The organism is Nocardia sp. NPDC057440, assembly GCF_042802915.1.
Classification (GTDB): Bacteria; Actinomycetota; Actinomycetes; order Mycobacteriales; family Mycobacteriaceae; genus Nocardia.
Window position 1 is genome coordinate 357,903 of sequence record NZ_JBHVDF010000004.1, and the last position, 15,041, is coordinate 372,943.

A 15,041-nucleotide genomic window follows, 5' to 3' on the forward strand; every position below is an offset into this window, starting at 1 on the left:
TATTTGCCGCCGATCGGAGGAGGCTCCAGGAATGAGTCAGGAAGACGGGCAAGCACCCGGACTGTTCAGTCACGACGCGGTCCTTGCGGAGACATCTCCCGTCGCGGAGGCCGACGGCGCGGATTTCCGCCCGGTCTTCAGTCGCTCCGATGGTTCGGGCCCGGGTGCGTATCTGCCCGCGGATGATCTGAAGTAACGCCCGCTGTGCTGTTCGGCGCTCAGGACGCGCCGAACAGCTCCAGCAGTTCGGTCTTACCGAACATGGCGGCCGCCTCCCGCGCCGACGGCGTGCCCGCATCCGGATCCGCGCCCGCCGCGAGCAGGGCCCGCAAGATCTCGGTTTCGCCCTTGAAAACGGCCCCAGCCAACGGAGTTTGCCCCTTATCATTGGCGCGATCCGGCTCGGCTCCCCGCGCGAGCAACGCCGCGACAGCCTCCTGATGGCCGTGATACGCGGCCAGCATCAGCAGCGTGTCGCCCCGATCATTGGTGAGATTCACCGGCACCCCGGCATCCACATACCCGCCGAGCGCCTCGGCCGCACCCTGACGGGCCAGATCGAAGACCTTCGTCGCCAACTGGATCAACTCGGGATCAATCTCGTCACCACTCATCCGTCCATTCCTACCCGCACGAGCAGCCTTCTCGCGAGTGGGACATGGTTGTGGCCGGTCTCGGCATTCGCCGCAGCGATGTCCCGCTCGCCGACCTATCGCGGTGTACCGAGGCGCGCGCCGCCGTCGACGCGAATCACGATGCCGGTGGTGAAGGTATTGCCGACCAGGAATTCGATCGCGTCGGCGACCTCGTCGGCGGTGCCGACCCGGCCGACGGGCGTGGTGGCGGCGATGGAGTCGAAGACCCCGGTGCGGGTGTCGTCGGGCAGGAAGCTCCACCAGTCTGTATCGATGACGCCCGGTGAGACGGCGTTCACGCGCAGCGGTGCCAGCTCGACCGCAAGGACCGGGACCATGGCTTCGACGCCTGCGTTGACGGCGGCCAGTGCTGCGGTGGTCGGCATTGCCCCGCCCGCCGATGCCGCGGACACCAGGGTGACCGAGCCGCCCGTGGTCAGGTAGGGGAGCGCGGCCTGCACCGTCGCGGTGTGGGCCATCAGTTTTCCGGTGTAGTGCGCGCGCAGCTGCTCTCGGTCGATCTCGCGGAACGGGGTGGTTCCTGACGGGCCGGTCACCGTCACCACCAGGTGATCGATGGGCCCGACCTCGGAGAACAGGCGCGCGAGGTCGGCCTCGTCGCGGGCGTCGACCCGCTGACCGGTGGCTGCGGCGCCCAGTTCCGTCAGCGCGGCGGCGAGTCGTTCCTCGTTTCGTCCGGCGATGACCACGTCCATGCCGTTCTTCAGTAGTCGGCGTGCGGTGGCCAGCCCGATGCCCGAAGTTCCACCGACGATGACGACCTTGTTGCTCACAACAGCCTCCTGAATTACGAACCTCTGTGTCTCGAAATATAAACGAGGCATGGTGTCTTGTAAAGTGATGCGCATGACAGGGACCCGGGGACGCCCCCGCAGCGAGGAAGCCAGGCGCGCGATCCTGCATGCCGCGCTCGAGCTGTGTGAGCGCGACGGCTACCAGGACCTGACCATCAAGGCGATCGCCGACGCCGCGGGAGCCGGGCGGCAGACCGTGTACCGCTGGTGGCCCGACAAAGCCTCGATCCTCATGGAGGCTCTGGTCGACCTCGGTCGTGAGCACGAGACGGCGCTGGTCCCGGTCGGTTCCGCCGATGTGCTCGGCGATATCGAACAGCTGCTGACGACCACCTACGAGCTCGCGCGGAAGGTCACCGGACCGGCGCTCGTCGGGCTGATGGCCGACGCGCAACGCGATCCCGTGCTGTCGAAACGATTGCAGGACACCGTGATCGGACCGCGTCGTGCGGCGCTGCGGGCGGTATTGCAGCACGGCGTCGATGCCGGCGAATTGGTCGCGACGGTGCCGCTGGACCTCGTCGTCGATTTCGCCTTCGGCGCCATGTGGTATCGGCTGCTGAGCAGGCATGCGCCGGTCGACGCGGCCTTGGCGCGCGAGGTCACCGCGGGCATTGCCGCGATGTTCGCGCAACGCTGAAAATTAGTGGCGATCAAGGGGTTACGCTGCGCCAATGGATGATGAGGAGCTGGTCCCGAGGGGACAGTTGTCGGGTACCGCCCGAGTAGAAGCCTTCAGCGACGGCGTGATGGCGATCGCCATCACGCTGCTGATTCTGGAGATCAGATTGCCCGAGTACGAACCGGGGCATCTGCTCGGCGCTCTCGGTCATATCTGGCCGTCGTACGTGGCCTATCTGGCGTCGTTCCTGACGATCGGTGTGATCTGGATGAACCACCATGCGTTCTTCAGCAGGGTGCGCCATGTCGATCACGTGCTCCGCTGGTGGAATCTGATGCTGTTGCTCGGCGTCTCCGTGTTGCCTTTCCCCACCATGGTTCTCGCGGAGCACGCCGTGCACGGCTCGGGCAACGACGCCAAGGTCGCCGCCGCGTTGTACGGCATCGCCGGTGTCATGATGACCGTGCCATGGGCGCCGCTGTGGTGGCGATTGGTGAGCAGGCCCGAACTGCTCGAACCCGCCTTCGATTCCGCATTCGCCCGGCGTGAGAGCGTGCGTGCCTACCCGGGCATCGTGATCTACGCGATCTGCATCGGCGTCGGCCTCATCCAGCCGGTGGCCGCCCTGATCCTCTACCTCGTCGTCGCCATCTTCTACGGCTTCACCAGCCAGGGCTGGGGGACGAAGCCGGGCGACGACTTGGACTAGCTCGGCGCTCGCCCGTCACGGTGAGGGTCGGATCACTCGGACGAGTGAGGCGCTCGTGGGGTGCTCGGGAGACACTGGATCGCTATGGATATTCGGAGTGCGGTCTCGGGCGCGGTCGGCGCCGCCGACACGGTGGCACGGCGGGTGACCGAGCGGGTCCGGGCCTTTCCGCCGGGTCTGCTCGACGCCGTCATCGCCGCCGCGGTGACGATCGCCTCCGTCGGGCCTGCCGTGGTCGACGGCGCCTCGTGGTGGATCGTCGGCCTCTCGGTGCTGGCCTCCGCTCCTGTCCTGTGGCGTCGGCGCGCGCCCATTCCGGTGCTGCTCGTCGTCGGTCCTGCCATCACCGTGCTCGCGTGCCTGCACGCCATGCCGACGCTGCCCTACGGCACCATCGTCTGCGCGTACACGATCGCCGCCTACAGTCCGACCGGGCGGCGTCGCTCGGCACTGGTCGGGGTGAGTGTCGGCGTCCTTTTCTCGCTGGTCGTCCCCAACGAGAGCCCCGACTCCTACGGCTACGCCGCCATGTCCTTTGCCACCGCGTGGGCGCTCGGCACCGGAGTGCGCGCCAGGCGCGCGCAGATCGAGATGCTGCAGGAGCGCGCCCGTCGGCTCGATGAGGAGCGGGTCGCCGCGGTGGACCGGGAACGATTGCGGATCGCGCGCGATATGCACGACATCGTCGCGCATTCGGTCGGGCTGATGATCGTGCAAGCCGAGACGGGGCCGCTGCTGACCAGGGTCGATCCGGCGCGGGCCGACGCGGCCTTCGCGGGCATCGCCGAGACGGGCCGCGCAGCGGTGCAACAGCTTCGGCACAGTCTCGGCGCATTGCGCGGCCGGACGGTCGACCTGCCGCATCAGCCCGGCATCGATGCGATAGCCGACTTGGTCGAGATGTCGCGGCGCAGCGGGCTGGCCGCCTCCTTCGAGGAATACGGGCCGCGCCGCTCGGTGTCCGGCGAGGTCGCGGTCACCGCGTATCGGGTGGTTCAGGAGGCGCTGACGAACACCGGGAAGCACGCGCACGCCACCTGCGTGCGGGTGTCGCTGCGGTGGTCGGAGGATCGATTGATTGTCCGGGTGTCCGACGACGGCCGGGGCGATGCGGGCACGGGCGGGCCGAGCGCGAGCGGGCCGGGAACGACCGGGCACGGTCTGCTAGGGATGCGCGAACGCGTCGGCGGCTCCGGCGGAACACTGCACCACGGACCGTCGAGCAGCGGCTTCGATGTCGCCGCCGAACTACCCATCGCACAGGAGAGTTGAGCATGCGGGTGCTCGTTGTCGACGATCAGGACCTCTTCCGTGCCGGCTTCCGGCTGATCCTCGACGCCCAGCCCGACATCACCGTGGTCGGTGAAGCCGCCGACGGGCTGGAGGCGATCGAGCAGGCCGTCGCCTTGGCGCCGGACGTCGTGGTCATGGATGTGCGGATGCCGCGGCTGGACGGAGTCGGCGCGACCCGGCGCATCTGCGCGGAGACCGATGCGAAAGTGCTGGTGCTGACCATGTTCGACCTCGACGAATACGTCTACGACGCGCTGCGAGCCGGCGCGAGCGGCTTTCTGCTCAAAGATGTGCGCCGCGAGGAATTGGTCGAGGCCGTTCGCGTGGTCGCCGCGGGGGAGGCGCTGCTCGCGCCCACCGTCACTCGCCGACTCATCGCCGACCTGGTCCACCGCGGCCATTCCCGCCCCGAGCTGGTCAGACAGCTCGACGACCTGACCGAACGTGAACGCGAGATTTTGCGCAGGCTCGCCGCGGGGTTGTCCAATGCCGAACTCGCCGCGGCACTTGTGGTCAGCGAGCACACGGTGAAGACCCATGTCAGTTCGGTGCTGACGAAGTTGCGGCTGCGTGACCGCGTGCAGGCCGTGGTCTTCGCCTATGAGGCGGGCCTCGTCATCCCCGGTCGCACCCGAGAGTGAACCGGAGACCGCTCGTCTCGGCGATGCGGTGGTCCGGTCGACACGAGGAGCATCGGATCGCATCCGATCAACGATCCGTGGAGTTCCTCGATGAAGCGTTTCCTGACCCTGGCCGCGGCGGTCCTGTTGTCCGCGCTGCTGTGGCGCTACGGCACCGGCCTGCATCCGTTGCCAGGCGTGGCATTTATCGCGCCGTTGCCGGTGCTGCTGCTCGCCCCGCGAGTATCGGCGGTCGCGGCGTTTCTCGCGGGTGCCCTGTCGTGGCTGGGTGGCGGACTGCAGCTGTGGCCCTACTTCACCGAGACCTTGGAGCAGCCGGTTCCGGTCACGGTGCTGCTCCTCATCGTCACCGCCGGTGTATCCGGCGTGGTGGTGGTCATCATGCGCGCGTTGCTGCTGCGCGGCCGTCCCGGCCTCGCGGTGCTCGCGCTGCCCGCGGGCTGGGTGAGCTTCGAGTTCCTGCTCGCGGTCATCGGGCCGTTCGGTGCGTGGTGGAGCATCGCCTACACCCAGGCCGACGTGCTGCCGCTGGTCCAATCGGCGGCGCTGACCGGACCGTGGGGCATCACATTCCTGACCCTGCTTGTCCCCGCGACCATCGCGGTGCTCGCCGCGCCCGCGGTGACGCACGCTCAGCGACTCCGCGCCGCCGGTGCGAGCGCCGTGGTGCTCGTCGCGTTCGCCGTATTCGGGTTCTGGCACTCGGCCGTTGCGCCGGAGCGTGACCAGGTGCGAGTCGGCCTTGTCGCGCTGTCCCAGCCGCCGGACTACATCGCGGTGGACTCGCCGGACGGCCGGGACATGGTGGCGCGCGCGGTCATCGAGATCGAACGGCTCGCCGATCAAGGTGTGCGAGCTGTGGTGTTCCCCGAAAAGGCCTGGCGTGCAGACGAATCGACGCTGCCGTTGCTGGCGGGCCCGCTGACGGATGTCGCTATTCGCCGCGACATCCACGTCGTCGCGGGATTGATCCTCACTACCCATGGCGCCAGTGTCAACGCCGCGATCGACTATCCGTCCGGTGTGGTCTACGCCAAGCATTACCTGATCCGCGGGCTGGAGGACGAGTTGCGACCGGGCATCCAGTGGCAGCGTGTGCCCGGCGAACCATGGGCGCTGGCAGTGTGTTTCGACCTGGATCGACCATCCCTCGTCCGTGAGAACCGGCGCCAAGGCGCGACCTTGCTGCTGGTGCCGGCGCTCGACTTCACCGAAGACCGCTGGCTGCACAGTCGGATGGCGGTGATCCGCGGCATCGAATCGGGCGTCGGCATCGCACGGGCGCCGCAACTCGGTGAATTGGTCGCCAGCGATTCGCGCGGTCACGTCCTCGCGTCAGTGGAAACGGATATCACGATCACGCGCTCGGTGGCGGCGTCGATTCCACTGGACTCCGGCACCACGATCTACGTGCGGTTCGGCGACTGGTTCGGGTGGTGGTCGGTGCTGGCGTTCGCGATCGCGATAGCCGGTGCGTGGTGGCCCCGGCGTGGGCGGTCCGGCGGCCGGTCTCGATGGCGATGAGGTGCCCGCACGGCTGAGACCCGATTCGCCTCGTGGTGACGACGCTCACAATGGGCGTTGTTTGCGCAGGTCGCAACGGCCATGTCGGCGGGTGGTCAGGGCAGGGTCGGGTTTGCCGCCCGGGAAACGCGGGTATCGGTTGGTTTCGTGCTGAAACTCTGACATTCGGAGCGGGCTGTCACGAAATGATGTCCGCTGGGATGGCGGGAGAGGAGGCGTACATGACTGATCGCGCAACCGAGGCGATACCGTTACGGCGCTCCGTCGCCGCCTCAGCCATGGGCAACGCCACCGAATGGTTCGACTACGGCGTGTACGCCGCGACGGCCACCTACCTCACCGACGCGTTCTTCCCCGGCGACCTCGGCACGCTGGGAACCATGCTCGGTTTCGCCGTGTCGTTCGTGCTGCGTCCGCTGGGCGGCATGGTCTGGGGACCGCTCGGTGACCGGCTCGGCCGAAAAGTGGTGCTGGCCACCACCATTCTGTTGATGGCTGCCGCGACCGGCGCCATCGGCCTGCTGCCGACGCACGCGCAGGTCGGCTGGTTCGCGCCGGTCCTGCTCATCGCGCTGCGCGTCGTACAGGGCTTCTCCACCGGCGGCGAATATGGCGGCGCGGCAACATATCTGGCCGAAACCTGTACCGACAAGCGGCGGGGTTTCTATGGCAGCTTCCTGGAGTTCGGCACCCTGGGCGGGTTCGTCGGCGGCTCCGCGGTGGTGCTGGCCTGTCAGCTTGTCGTGGGATCGGATGCGATGCACGAATGGGGCTGGCGCGTGCCGTTCCTGCTCGCGGTGCCGCTCGGCCTGATCGGCTGGTATCTGCGGTCGCACCTCGACGAATCCCCGGTGTTCACCGAGGTCGCCGAGCAGTCGCACCCCAAGGGCGGCCTGCGCGAGTTGATGACCACCTATCGGCGCGAGGTGCTGACCCTGGCGGGGCTCGTCGTCGCCCTCAACGTGGTGAACTACACGCTGCTGACCTACCAGCCGACCTATCTGCAGCACACCATCGGCATGGGCGAGTCGGCCACCACGGCGATGATGCTGATCGGTCAGCTGGTGATGATGGCGGTGTTGCCGTTCTTCGGCCGATTGTCCGACAGCGTCGGCCGTCGCCCGATGTGGCTGTTCTCGCTGGTCGGTCTCGCCGTGTTCGCCCTCCCGATGTACTGGCTCATGGGACAGGGAACCGGTTGGGCCATCACGGGATTCATCGTTCTCGGCCTGCTGTACGTGCCGCAGCTCTCGACCATCAGCTCGACCTTCCCCGCGATCTTCCCCACCCACGTCCGCTACGCGGGATTCGCGTTGGGCTACAACGTCTCCACCGCGGTATTCGGCGGCACCGCCCCGCTTGTCAACGAAGCCGCCATCGAGGCCACCGGTTGGTCACTGTTCCCCGCCGCGTACATGGTCGGCGCCTCACTGATCGGCCTGTTCGCCTGGACGTTCCTGCGCGAAACCGCGGGAACCTCTTTGCGTGGCACCGATGTCCCCGATGCCAACAGCGGCGAGCTACCGATCGTCGCGACAGCCGCGACCGCCCCTCCTCGACAGCCGCTTCAGCCACCACATCAGGTGATCCCAGCCGAATAACCCGGAGGCACCACGAACGGGACATGACGCAGCGGCCGCTCGCCGGGCCTGCGCCATGTCCCGTTCGTCGTGATGATCGGGTGGTGATAACGGGGTGATGGGGCGGTGGGCGGCGTTTGGTAGGACGGGGGGATGAAGATTGGCGTTTCGATACCGCAGCATGGCGCGCACGCGCATGAGGGTCATCGGGTGGCGGAGTTCGCGGGGGAGATGGAGAGAGCGGGGGCGGACAGTCTGTGGGTCGGTGAGCGGCTGATCGCGGCGACGAATCCGAAGGTCGGCTACGGCGGTGGTCCCACGATTCCGGAGGAGTTCAATGCGGTGCTCGATCCGTTCCTGCTGCTCGGCATGGCGGCCACGACGACCGAGCGGGTGCGGTTGGGCACCAATGTGCTGATCGCGCCGCTGTATCGCCCTGCGCTGCTTGCTCGCTCGCTGACCACGATCGACGTGGCGAGCCGGGGCAGGCTGGTGGCCGGTTTCGGAATCGGGTGGTCACCGGAGGAGTACGAAGCCGCTGGTGTGCCGTTCACCAAGCGCGGAATTCGGCTCGAGGAGACCCTGGACGCGCTCGAGGCGATCTGGACCACCGATCCCGCGGGCTACACCGGCACACTGGTCTCGGTGCCGGAACATCGCGCCGAACTGAAGCCGGTGCAGCGTCCACGACCGCCGATTCATCTCGCAGGATTCACTCCGGCCAGTCTGGAGCGTGTAGGTCGCCGGGCCGACGGTTGGTTGCCGGTGGTGCCGGTGCCGACCCCACCGGATTGGGGGTCGCGACTGCGCGCGTTGCGCACCGTCGTCGACACGGCTGCGGAGCAGGCCGATCGTGATCCGGCCACCATCGAGACGATCCTGCGGGTCAATGTTCGAGCCGGCACGCCGACCGAGCAGATCGCCGAGACGATCCGCCGCGTCGCCGCCGACACGCTGTTCGATGATTTCTTCGTCGATTTGATGTACGTCACCGATTCCTACGACAGCACCGTGGAAACGGCGATCCGCCTGCTCGACCTGTTGCGCTGAGTCGATCGGAGCTGGACGCCAGCCGCTTCGTGCAGTCGACTGCCCAGACATACGCCTCGGGGCGTGGTGTCGCCGTGCTGCGCGGAACGAATCGCCGGATGGTCGGATCCTTGGAGAAGTGCAGTACCTGACCAGGTTCGGGGTACACGCGCCTACTCGTCCGCTGGCCGATCGATGTCGTCCTCCGCGGGCCAGTCCGGCTCGATGATCAGCCGGCCGCTGCGCAGCACCTCGGCGTACTGCTCGGCGACGAGATCCGCCGGGTAGCTCGGCCAATAGGAGACGGCCCCGGTCGACTTGTCGATGACGCTGACCGAGCCGCCGATGGCGGGTGGCAGCGGGGGCGTGTGCGGGTCGGTCCCTGGCGGCGGCGGGAAGATCGCGACAACGGTGTAGCAACAGTCGAATTCGGTGAGCAGGTTCGTGATGCCCCACTCGGCGTCGTCATCGCCGGACAGATAGTGATCGGCGATGCGCTCGGCCTCGGTGGGATCCACCGGCGTGCTGGCCTTGGTGGCGTAGGCGTGGATGTCCATGTTCGTCTGACGCGTCCCGGCGGCTAATGGTTCCCGCATCGGCCGGATTCGGAACAATGTGCGGCTCAATGAGACTGGACCAGCGGTATTGTCATCGCCGCCGGAAAATCTTTCGCGTCCGCCGACCGGGGTGCCCGGGTTTCACCGAACGCGCAGAGCGGTGCGGCCGGTATTCTGCACGAGCAGCGGTTCCGCTGGACCGAGAGGTGTAACGATGTGGGTTCCGGTCACCGGATTCGTTGGCTGGACGGTGACCGGTTACGTCACCGCGGTTCTGGTGGGCCGGCTGTTATTCGTCCGGGAAACGATCATCGATCGGCTGATGAATCGCACGTTCCTGTGGAGCCTCGCCGGGCTGCTGCTGTACCGGTGCACGATAACGCCCCAGATCGCCAGTCTGGCGAATCAGCTGGCGCTCGGCTGCATTCTCCTCGCGATGACGAACCTGCACGGTATCGGCAAGTTCGCCGATACCGGCGGCGATCCGAGCGCCGTATGGCGGTGTCAACGCTTCTACAGTTGCGTCGCGGTCGCCGCCACCGCAGTGATCCTGCTGGCCGGGACCTCCGCACGGAATGACGGCCGGCTGCTGGACCTGGGCTTGGACAGGGAGGGCATTGCCGTCGGATACGCGTTCGGCATTCCGCTGACGATCAACACCTTCGTGTACTTCCGGGCAGGCGTTCGCGAGCTTCGGCGCGGCGATCTGTCGGCGCGGGAGACCGTCCTCGGTCATGCCTTGGGTGTCGGCGTCTTGTACATGTGGCTCACCGAGACGGTCTCGATCGCCCAAGCGAGCACCGGATGGCCTGCCCTCGGCCCGCAATTGCCGCGGATCGAGGCGGCGGCCACCCTGTGCGTCGGGTACTACGCCACGCTGACCGCCGTCCCGCTGGTCATCCTGCTGATCGCGAGGGCGGGCCTGGATCCTGCCGCGCGATCCTGCCGTCGGCTGCAGCCATTGTGGCGCGATCTCACTGCCGCCGTACCGGAGATCGTGCTGTCCTCGGCTGCTGATGAGTCGACCGGTGCCGACGCTCGTCTGCTTCGCATGACCGTCGAGATACGCGATGCACTGATGCACCTCGGGCCGTACTTCTCTGCCGAGTCCGACGCCACGGACTTCACGCGCACCTCCGGGTCCGGATCGGGGTGGGAGCCGACGCAGTACGCCCACCGTCTCGCAGATGCGGTGCGCGCCAGGCGAAGTGGGCTCATAGCGGAGCATTCGGGAAATTCACGGCGGCCACCACTGAGCGCCCAAGATTTCGACACCGAGCTACGGCTCTTGCTCGACCTGGCTCGCGTCTGGCCCGGGGCTCACGCGGTGGAGGGGGCCGGCGTGCAGAGGCGGGTCGGAACGTAAACGCCCGGCCGTCCCTGCATCCCCCTCCGAACGCAGGCCCGACCGGGCTGAGATAAACAATGCCTCGGAGGGCTTGACATGCGCTTAAAGGAGCCTTAAGAGTGGCCGTCAGCGGCGGGGAGTGTTGAGCTGGGTGAGGAACTCGGCGTTGGTCGGGGCCTTGCGCAGGCCTTCGAGCAGCAGATCGATGGCCTGCTGGCCGTCTATCGCGGTGAGTGTTCTGCGCAGCAGGTGGGTGGCCGCCAATTCCGTTGGGGCAAGTAGTAATTCGTCCTTGCGGGTGCTGGACTGGGCGATGTCGATGGCGGGGAAGACGCGGCGGCCTGCGGTGGCGCGGTCCAGTTTCAGTTCGGCGTTGCCGGTGCCCTTGTATTCCTCGAAGATCACCGTGTCGGCCAGCGAGCCGGTTTCCACCAGCGCGGTGGCGATGATGGTGAGCGAGCCGCCGTTCTCGATATTGCGCGCCGCGCCGAGGAATCGTTTCGGTGGCGCGAGTGCTGCGGCGTCGACACCGCCGGAGAGCACGCGACCCGAGGACGGGGCGGCGTTGTTGTAGGCGCGGGCGAGGCGGGTCAGCGAGTCGAGCAGGACGACCACGTCGCGGCCCATCTCGACCAGCCGCTTGGCTCGTTCGATGGCGAGCTCGGCGAGCGCGATGTGCTCGCGGGGCGCGCGGTCGAAGGTGGCGGCGGCGACGTCGGCGGGCACCGACCTGGTCAGGTCGGTGACTTCCTCGGGGCGCTCGCCGACCAGCACCAGCATCAGTTCGCACTCCGGATGGTTCTTGGCGATGCCGTGCGCGATAGCCTGCAGTACAGAGGTTTTGCCCGCCTTCGGCGGTGCGACGACGAGTGCGCGCTGGCCCTTGCCGATGGGCATGACGAGGTCGGTGACCCGGGTCGTCATGGCATGCGGTTCGGTCTCGAGGCGCAGGCGCTGATTCGGGTAGATCGGGACCAGATCGGCGAAGTCCGGCCGAGATTGTGCGCGGCGCGGGTCCTGCCCGTTGACCGTCTCGATCAGGTGCAGGGGGTCGAGTTTGTCGCCACGCGTGCCGGGCTGAGCGGTGCCGATGATGAAATCGCCACGGCGCAAACCGTATTCGCGGATCAGTCGGGGCGGGACGTGGATATCGCGTGGTCCGGACAGGTAGCCGTCCACGCGCAGGGCGGCGTTGCGATTGTCGACGATGTCGAGGATGCCGCACACGGAGCGTTGTTGCTGCTGTCCGGGCTCGCTCACCGCGATCCCGTCGGGTGCAGAAGTGTTGTTGTTCATGGTGTTTCTTTCTGAATGGTGTGTGTGGGGCTACGGCGAAAGCCGTGACAGGCAGCGGTCGAATGCACGCTGCGAGGAAGATCTCTTGCTTCCGAGGGAAACGATTTCGAGGTGGCCGAATGGGCCGATACGGAAAAGGAATCTCAAAATGTCTTGGTGGGAGGTACTCCTACATCCACTGCAGAGACACCGGTGAGACTACACGCTCGAACGTCTGTGCGCAATTGATCAAGGTCACAGCCCGGCTACGGAAGGCGCCCGTGGTGGTCTGCTCGGGCACGGATTCACAACTTTCGCCGAATGCTGAGAACGGCTCGACGGCGTGTCGCGCTTTAGCCTGTGACCAGAGATGGCAGGAGATACGCGATGACCGACCTCAAACCGTTCTACCAGCAAGTTCAGGCGCACTACGACGTGTCCGACGAGTTCTACCAGCTGTTTCTCGACCCATCGATGACCTACAGCTGTGCGTATTTCGAGCGCGACGACCTGACGCTCGAGCAGGCCCAGCTCGCCAAGATCGACCTCGCGCTCGGCAAGCTGGGCCTGGAACCCGGCATGACGCTGCTCGACATCGGATGTGGCTGGGGCGCAACGATGTTTCGTGCGGCGCAGCAGTACGGCGCGAAGGTCGTCGGGCTCACGCTGAGCCGCAACCAGTTCGAGCACGTCCGATCGGAGATCGGCCGGCGGGGCCTCGCGGACGTGGAGATTCGGCTGCAGGGCTGGGAGGAATTCGAGGGCAGCGCCGACCGGATCGTCAGCATCGGCGCGTTCGAACATTTCCGCCGCGAGCGGTACCCGGCATTCTTCGAAGTGTGCCATCGAATGCTGCCGCCCGACGGCCGGATGCTGCTGCACACCATCATCGGGCACACCCTTGCCGACCTGCGGCGCATGAAGATTCCGGTGACGCGGGAGGATGCGCTGTTCCAGATCTTCATCAAGCGACAGATCTTCCCCGGCGGGCAGTTGCCGCAGGCCCCCGAGGTGACCCGGTTCGCAGGCCGGGCCGGGCTCGGCACCGAGCGAATCGATGCGCTACGGCTGCACTATGCGCGCACCCTCGACCTGTGGGCGCAAGCGCTACGACACCGGCACGACGAAGCGGTGCGGATCGCGTCGGAGGAGATCTACGAGCGGTACATGAAGTACCTCACCGGGTGTGCGGCGTACTTCCGCAAGGGGAACATCGACGTCATGCAGTTCACGCTGGTGAAGTAGGCTGCGGGCGTCGGCCCGCGGCGCCGATCACAGAACCGCTTGGGTCTGCGTCACTTTCGCGACGAGCTTGTCCGCGGCATCACGGATTTCGGTCTCGACTACGATGAACGTACGCCCCGCGTGCAGCGGCCGCGCGGAGGCGATCGCATGACCGGATCGCACGGCCCGCAGGAAGTTCGTCTTCGACTCGACCGTCGTCGTGCCCTGCTTGCCCTCCGGCAGATTGAGAAACGCGCATACCGCGGCGGTCGAGTCAGCCAGCGACATCAGCACACCGCCGTGCAGCACACCGCCCAGTGTGCACAGCGACTCGTCCCACGCGATCCGGCTGCGCACCAGGCCCGGCCCGTGCTCGAGCACTTCGATGCCCAGCCGTTCGGTGAACGGCATGGACTGATGGAAAAGCTTGGTGCCCGTCTCATCGATCATGGAACTCAGCCTGCCCGATGGGTCCGTCCTGCGTCGATTACCCCTGAGGTAATGACGAGCACGAGCAGGGCGGTCGCACCGCCGAGCAGCATCACGGTCGAGGGTGCGGTGCGGTCCACGATCACGCCGCCGACCAGCGCGCCGAGAGAGAATGTCGCCTGGAAAGAGGCGGTGAACAGCACCGAGGACACTTCCGCTGCGCTGTGCGCCGCGGCGGCGAACCAGGTCTGCAAGGCCACCGGCACCGCGCCGTACCCGATACCCCAGATGATCAGCAGCAGCGCCGCACCCGTTTCCCCTCGCCCCAGCAGCGGCAGCGCCAGCGTCGCGCAGGCTATCAGCGCCGCCGCGCCGCCGAGCGTGGTGCGTGGGCGGCGGGCGACCAGCGCGCCGCCGAGGAAGTTGCCGAGGATGCCCGCGCCGCCGTAGATCAGCAGCAGCATCGTGATGGTGGCCGCGCCGACACCGGTGACCTGGTCCAGGAACGGCGTCACGTAGGTGTAGGTGCCGAACTGCGCCAGCACCACGAAAAATGTTGCCAGCAGGGCGGATCGAATGCCGCTGCCACGGAGCCCGTCACGCAATGTCGACAGGCGAACGGCCTGGACGGCAGGCAGCGGCGGCAGGGCGATCAGCAGCAACAACAGCACTCCGGCCGACAGGATGCCCAGCACTACGAAGGCCGCGCGCCAGCCGGCCAGGCTGCCGACGAGGGTGCCCGCGGGCACACCGAGCACTGAACCCAGCGGAACCGATGCGAAGATCACCGCCGTCGCGCGGGCCACCGACTCGGGTGGCACCAGCCGTCCGGCGAGCCCGGCCGCGATCGACCAGTACCCGCCGATCGTGATGCCGATCAGCACCCGGGAGACCAGCACGAGCCAGAAGTCGGGCGCGATCGCGGCGACGGCATTGGCCAGCACCAGCACGAGCGTGCAGGCGCACAGCAGCAGCTTGCGGTCGATGCGCGCCGCCGCCACGGTGATCAGGGGCGCGGCCACGGCGGCGAGCAGGCCGGGCATGGTCATCATCAGCCCGGCCATGCCGTCGGAGATGGTGAAGTCGGCGCCGATCGAGGTCAGCAATCCGATCGGCAGGATCTCGGTCGTGACGATCGAGAAGATGCCGAGCATGACGGCGACGACCGCGAGCCAGCGCAGCAACGGCGGCCGGATTGTCGTCGCGCGGGGTTCGGGGGAGACCAGGACGGTGGACATGCGATCCAGTTCAGCGATCGCGGCCGACGATTTCCGGCGGGATTGCGACATCACCGTGCCGTGCGGGGTCGCGGGGTAGGTGACAACAACACCGATGCCCGGCAGGCGACGGGGAAGTGGGC

The 15,041-nt window shown here is 67.1% G+C and carries 16 protein-coding genes and 1 pseudogene; 10 read left to right on the forward strand and 7 right to left on the reverse strand.

Annotated elements, in window-relative coordinates; genetic code table 11:
* Positions 1 to 31 precede the first annotated feature (31 nt).
* Positions 32 to 196, forward strand: coding sequence for a hypothetical protein (locus ACFU4Z_RS10685; RefSeq protein WP_328404588.1), 165 nt, complete (start codon positions 32 to 34; stop codon positions 194 to 196).
* 22 nt (positions 197 to 218) lie between these two features.
* Here ACFU4Z_RS10685 and ACFU4Z_RS10690 read toward each other — a convergent pair whose 3' ends face one another.
* Together ACFU4Z_RS10690 and ACFU4Z_RS10695 are read right to left on the reverse strand one after the other, a co-directional pair.
* On the reverse strand, positions 219 to 614 hold the full coding sequence (locus ACFU4Z_RS10690) for an ankyrin repeat domain-containing protein (protein ID WP_379061319.1): 396 nt from the start codon (positions 612 to 614) through the stop codon (positions 219 to 221).
* A 95-nt stretch (positions 615 to 709) separates the two neighbouring features.
* A complete protein-coding gene (locus tag ACFU4Z_RS10695; RefSeq protein ID WP_379061321.1) occupies positions 710 to 1,429 on the reverse strand; it encodes an SDR family oxidoreductase in 720 nt (239 codons plus the stop codon).
* Positions 1,430 to 1,502: 73 nt separating this feature from the next.
* Here ACFU4Z_RS10695 and ACFU4Z_RS10700 point away from each other — a divergent pair, with 73 nt between their 5' ends.
* The 7 genes from ACFU4Z_RS10700 (at position 1,503) to ACFU4Z_RS10730 (ending at position 8,869) form a co-directional block, all read left to right on the forward strand.
* Positions 1,503 to 2,090 carry a TetR/AcrR family transcriptional regulator gene (locus ACFU4Z_RS10700; protein WP_379061323.1) on the forward strand — a complete coding sequence of 196 codons (588 nt, stop codon included), beginning with the start codon at positions 1,503 to 1,505 and terminating at the stop codon, positions 2,088 to 2,090.
* Positions 2,091 to 2,124: 34 nt separating this feature from the next.
* Positions 2,125 to 2,781, forward strand: a complete 657-nt coding sequence (locus tag ACFU4Z_RS10705; protein ID WP_379061325.1) for a TMEM175 family protein — start codon at positions 2,125 to 2,127, stop codon at positions 2,779 to 2,781.
* A gap of 84 nt (positions 2,782 to 2,865) precedes the next feature.
* Entirely contained in the window at positions 2,866 to 4,053 is a 1,188-nt protein-coding gene (locus ACFU4Z_RS10710) for a sensor histidine kinase (RefSeq protein WP_379061327.1), read from the forward strand.
* Between the two features lie 2 nt (positions 4,054 to 4,055).
* Complete coding sequence (locus ACFU4Z_RS10715) at positions 4,056 to 4,715, forward strand: response regulator (protein ID WP_379061330.1); 660 nt, start codon at positions 4,056 to 4,058, stop codon at positions 4,713 to 4,715.
* Between the two features lie 90 nt (positions 4,716 to 4,805).
* On the forward strand, positions 4,806 to 6,239 hold the full coding sequence (locus ACFU4Z_RS10720; protein ID WP_379061332.1) for a hypothetical protein: 1,434 nt from the start codon (positions 4,806 to 4,808) through the stop codon (positions 6,237 to 6,239).
* A gap of 221 nt (positions 6,240 to 6,460) precedes the next feature.
* Complete coding sequence (locus ACFU4Z_RS10725) at positions 6,461 to 7,840, forward strand: MFS transporter (protein WP_379061334.1); 1,380 nt, start codon at positions 6,461 to 6,463, stop codon at positions 7,838 to 7,840.
* Positions 7,841 to 7,972: 132 nt separating this feature from the next.
* The gene (locus ACFU4Z_RS10730; protein ID WP_379061337.1) at positions 7,973 to 8,869 is read left to right on the forward strand and encodes a TIGR03619 family F420-dependent LLM class oxidoreductase; all 897 of its coding nucleotides are present in this window, start codon (positions 7,973 to 7,975) and stop codon (positions 8,867 to 8,869) included.
* On the opposite strand, the gene ACFU4Z_RS10735 is transcribed toward ACFU4Z_RS10730, so the two are convergent.
* Positions 8,808 to 9,017, reverse strand: a complete 210-nt coding sequence (locus tag ACFU4Z_RS10735; protein WP_379061339.1) for a DUF6886 family protein — start codon at positions 9,015 to 9,017, stop codon at positions 8,808 to 8,810. The two genes, ACFU4Z_RS10730 and ACFU4Z_RS10735, sit on opposite strands and share 62 nt — an antisense overlap.
* Positions 9,018 to 9,021: 4 nt before the next feature.
* Positions 9,022 to 9,444 carry a hypothetical protein gene (locus ACFU4Z_RS10740; RefSeq protein ID WP_379061341.1) on the reverse strand — a complete coding sequence of 141 codons (423 nt, stop codon included), beginning with the start codon at positions 9,442 to 9,444 and terminating at the stop codon, positions 9,022 to 9,024.
* A gap of 175 nt (positions 9,445 to 9,619) precedes the next feature.
* Here ACFU4Z_RS10740 and ACFU4Z_RS10745 point away from each other — a divergent pair, with 175 nt between their 5' ends.
* A complete protein-coding gene (locus ACFU4Z_RS10745; RefSeq protein WP_379061344.1) occupies positions 9,620 to 10,771 on the forward strand; it encodes an MAB_1171c family putative transporter in 1,152 nt (383 codons plus the stop codon).
* Positions 10,772 to 10,879: 108 nt separating this feature from the next.
* Here the strand turns inward: ACFU4Z_RS10745 and ACFU4Z_RS10750 are convergent.
* Positions 10,880 to 12,055: pseudogene (locus ACFU4Z_RS10750) on the reverse strand (transcription termination factor Rho, short form); the annotation flags it as partial.
* Between the two features lie 360 nt (positions 12,056 to 12,415).
* On the opposite strand from ACFU4Z_RS10750, the gene ACFU4Z_RS10755 reads away from it, so the two are divergent.
* Positions 12,416 to 13,273 carry a cyclopropane mycolic acid synthase family methyltransferase gene (locus ACFU4Z_RS10755; protein WP_379061346.1) on the forward strand — a complete coding sequence of 286 codons (858 nt, stop codon included), beginning with the start codon at positions 12,416 to 12,418 and terminating at the stop codon, positions 13,271 to 13,273.
* 27 nt (positions 13,274 to 13,300) lie between these two features.
* On the opposite strand, the gene ACFU4Z_RS10760 is transcribed toward ACFU4Z_RS10755, so the two are convergent.
* Positions 13,301 to 13,702: a PaaI family thioesterase gene (locus ACFU4Z_RS10760; RefSeq protein ID WP_379061348.1), complete on the reverse strand. Its 402-nt coding sequence runs from the start codon at positions 13,700 to 13,702 to the stop codon at positions 13,301 to 13,303.
* A gap of 5 nt (positions 13,703 to 13,707) precedes the next feature.
* Complete coding sequence (locus tag ACFU4Z_RS10765) at positions 13,708 to 14,919, reverse strand: MFS transporter (RefSeq protein WP_379061350.1); 1,212 nt, start codon at positions 14,917 to 14,919, stop codon at positions 13,708 to 13,710.
* Positions 14,920 to 15,041: the final 122 nt, after the last annotated feature.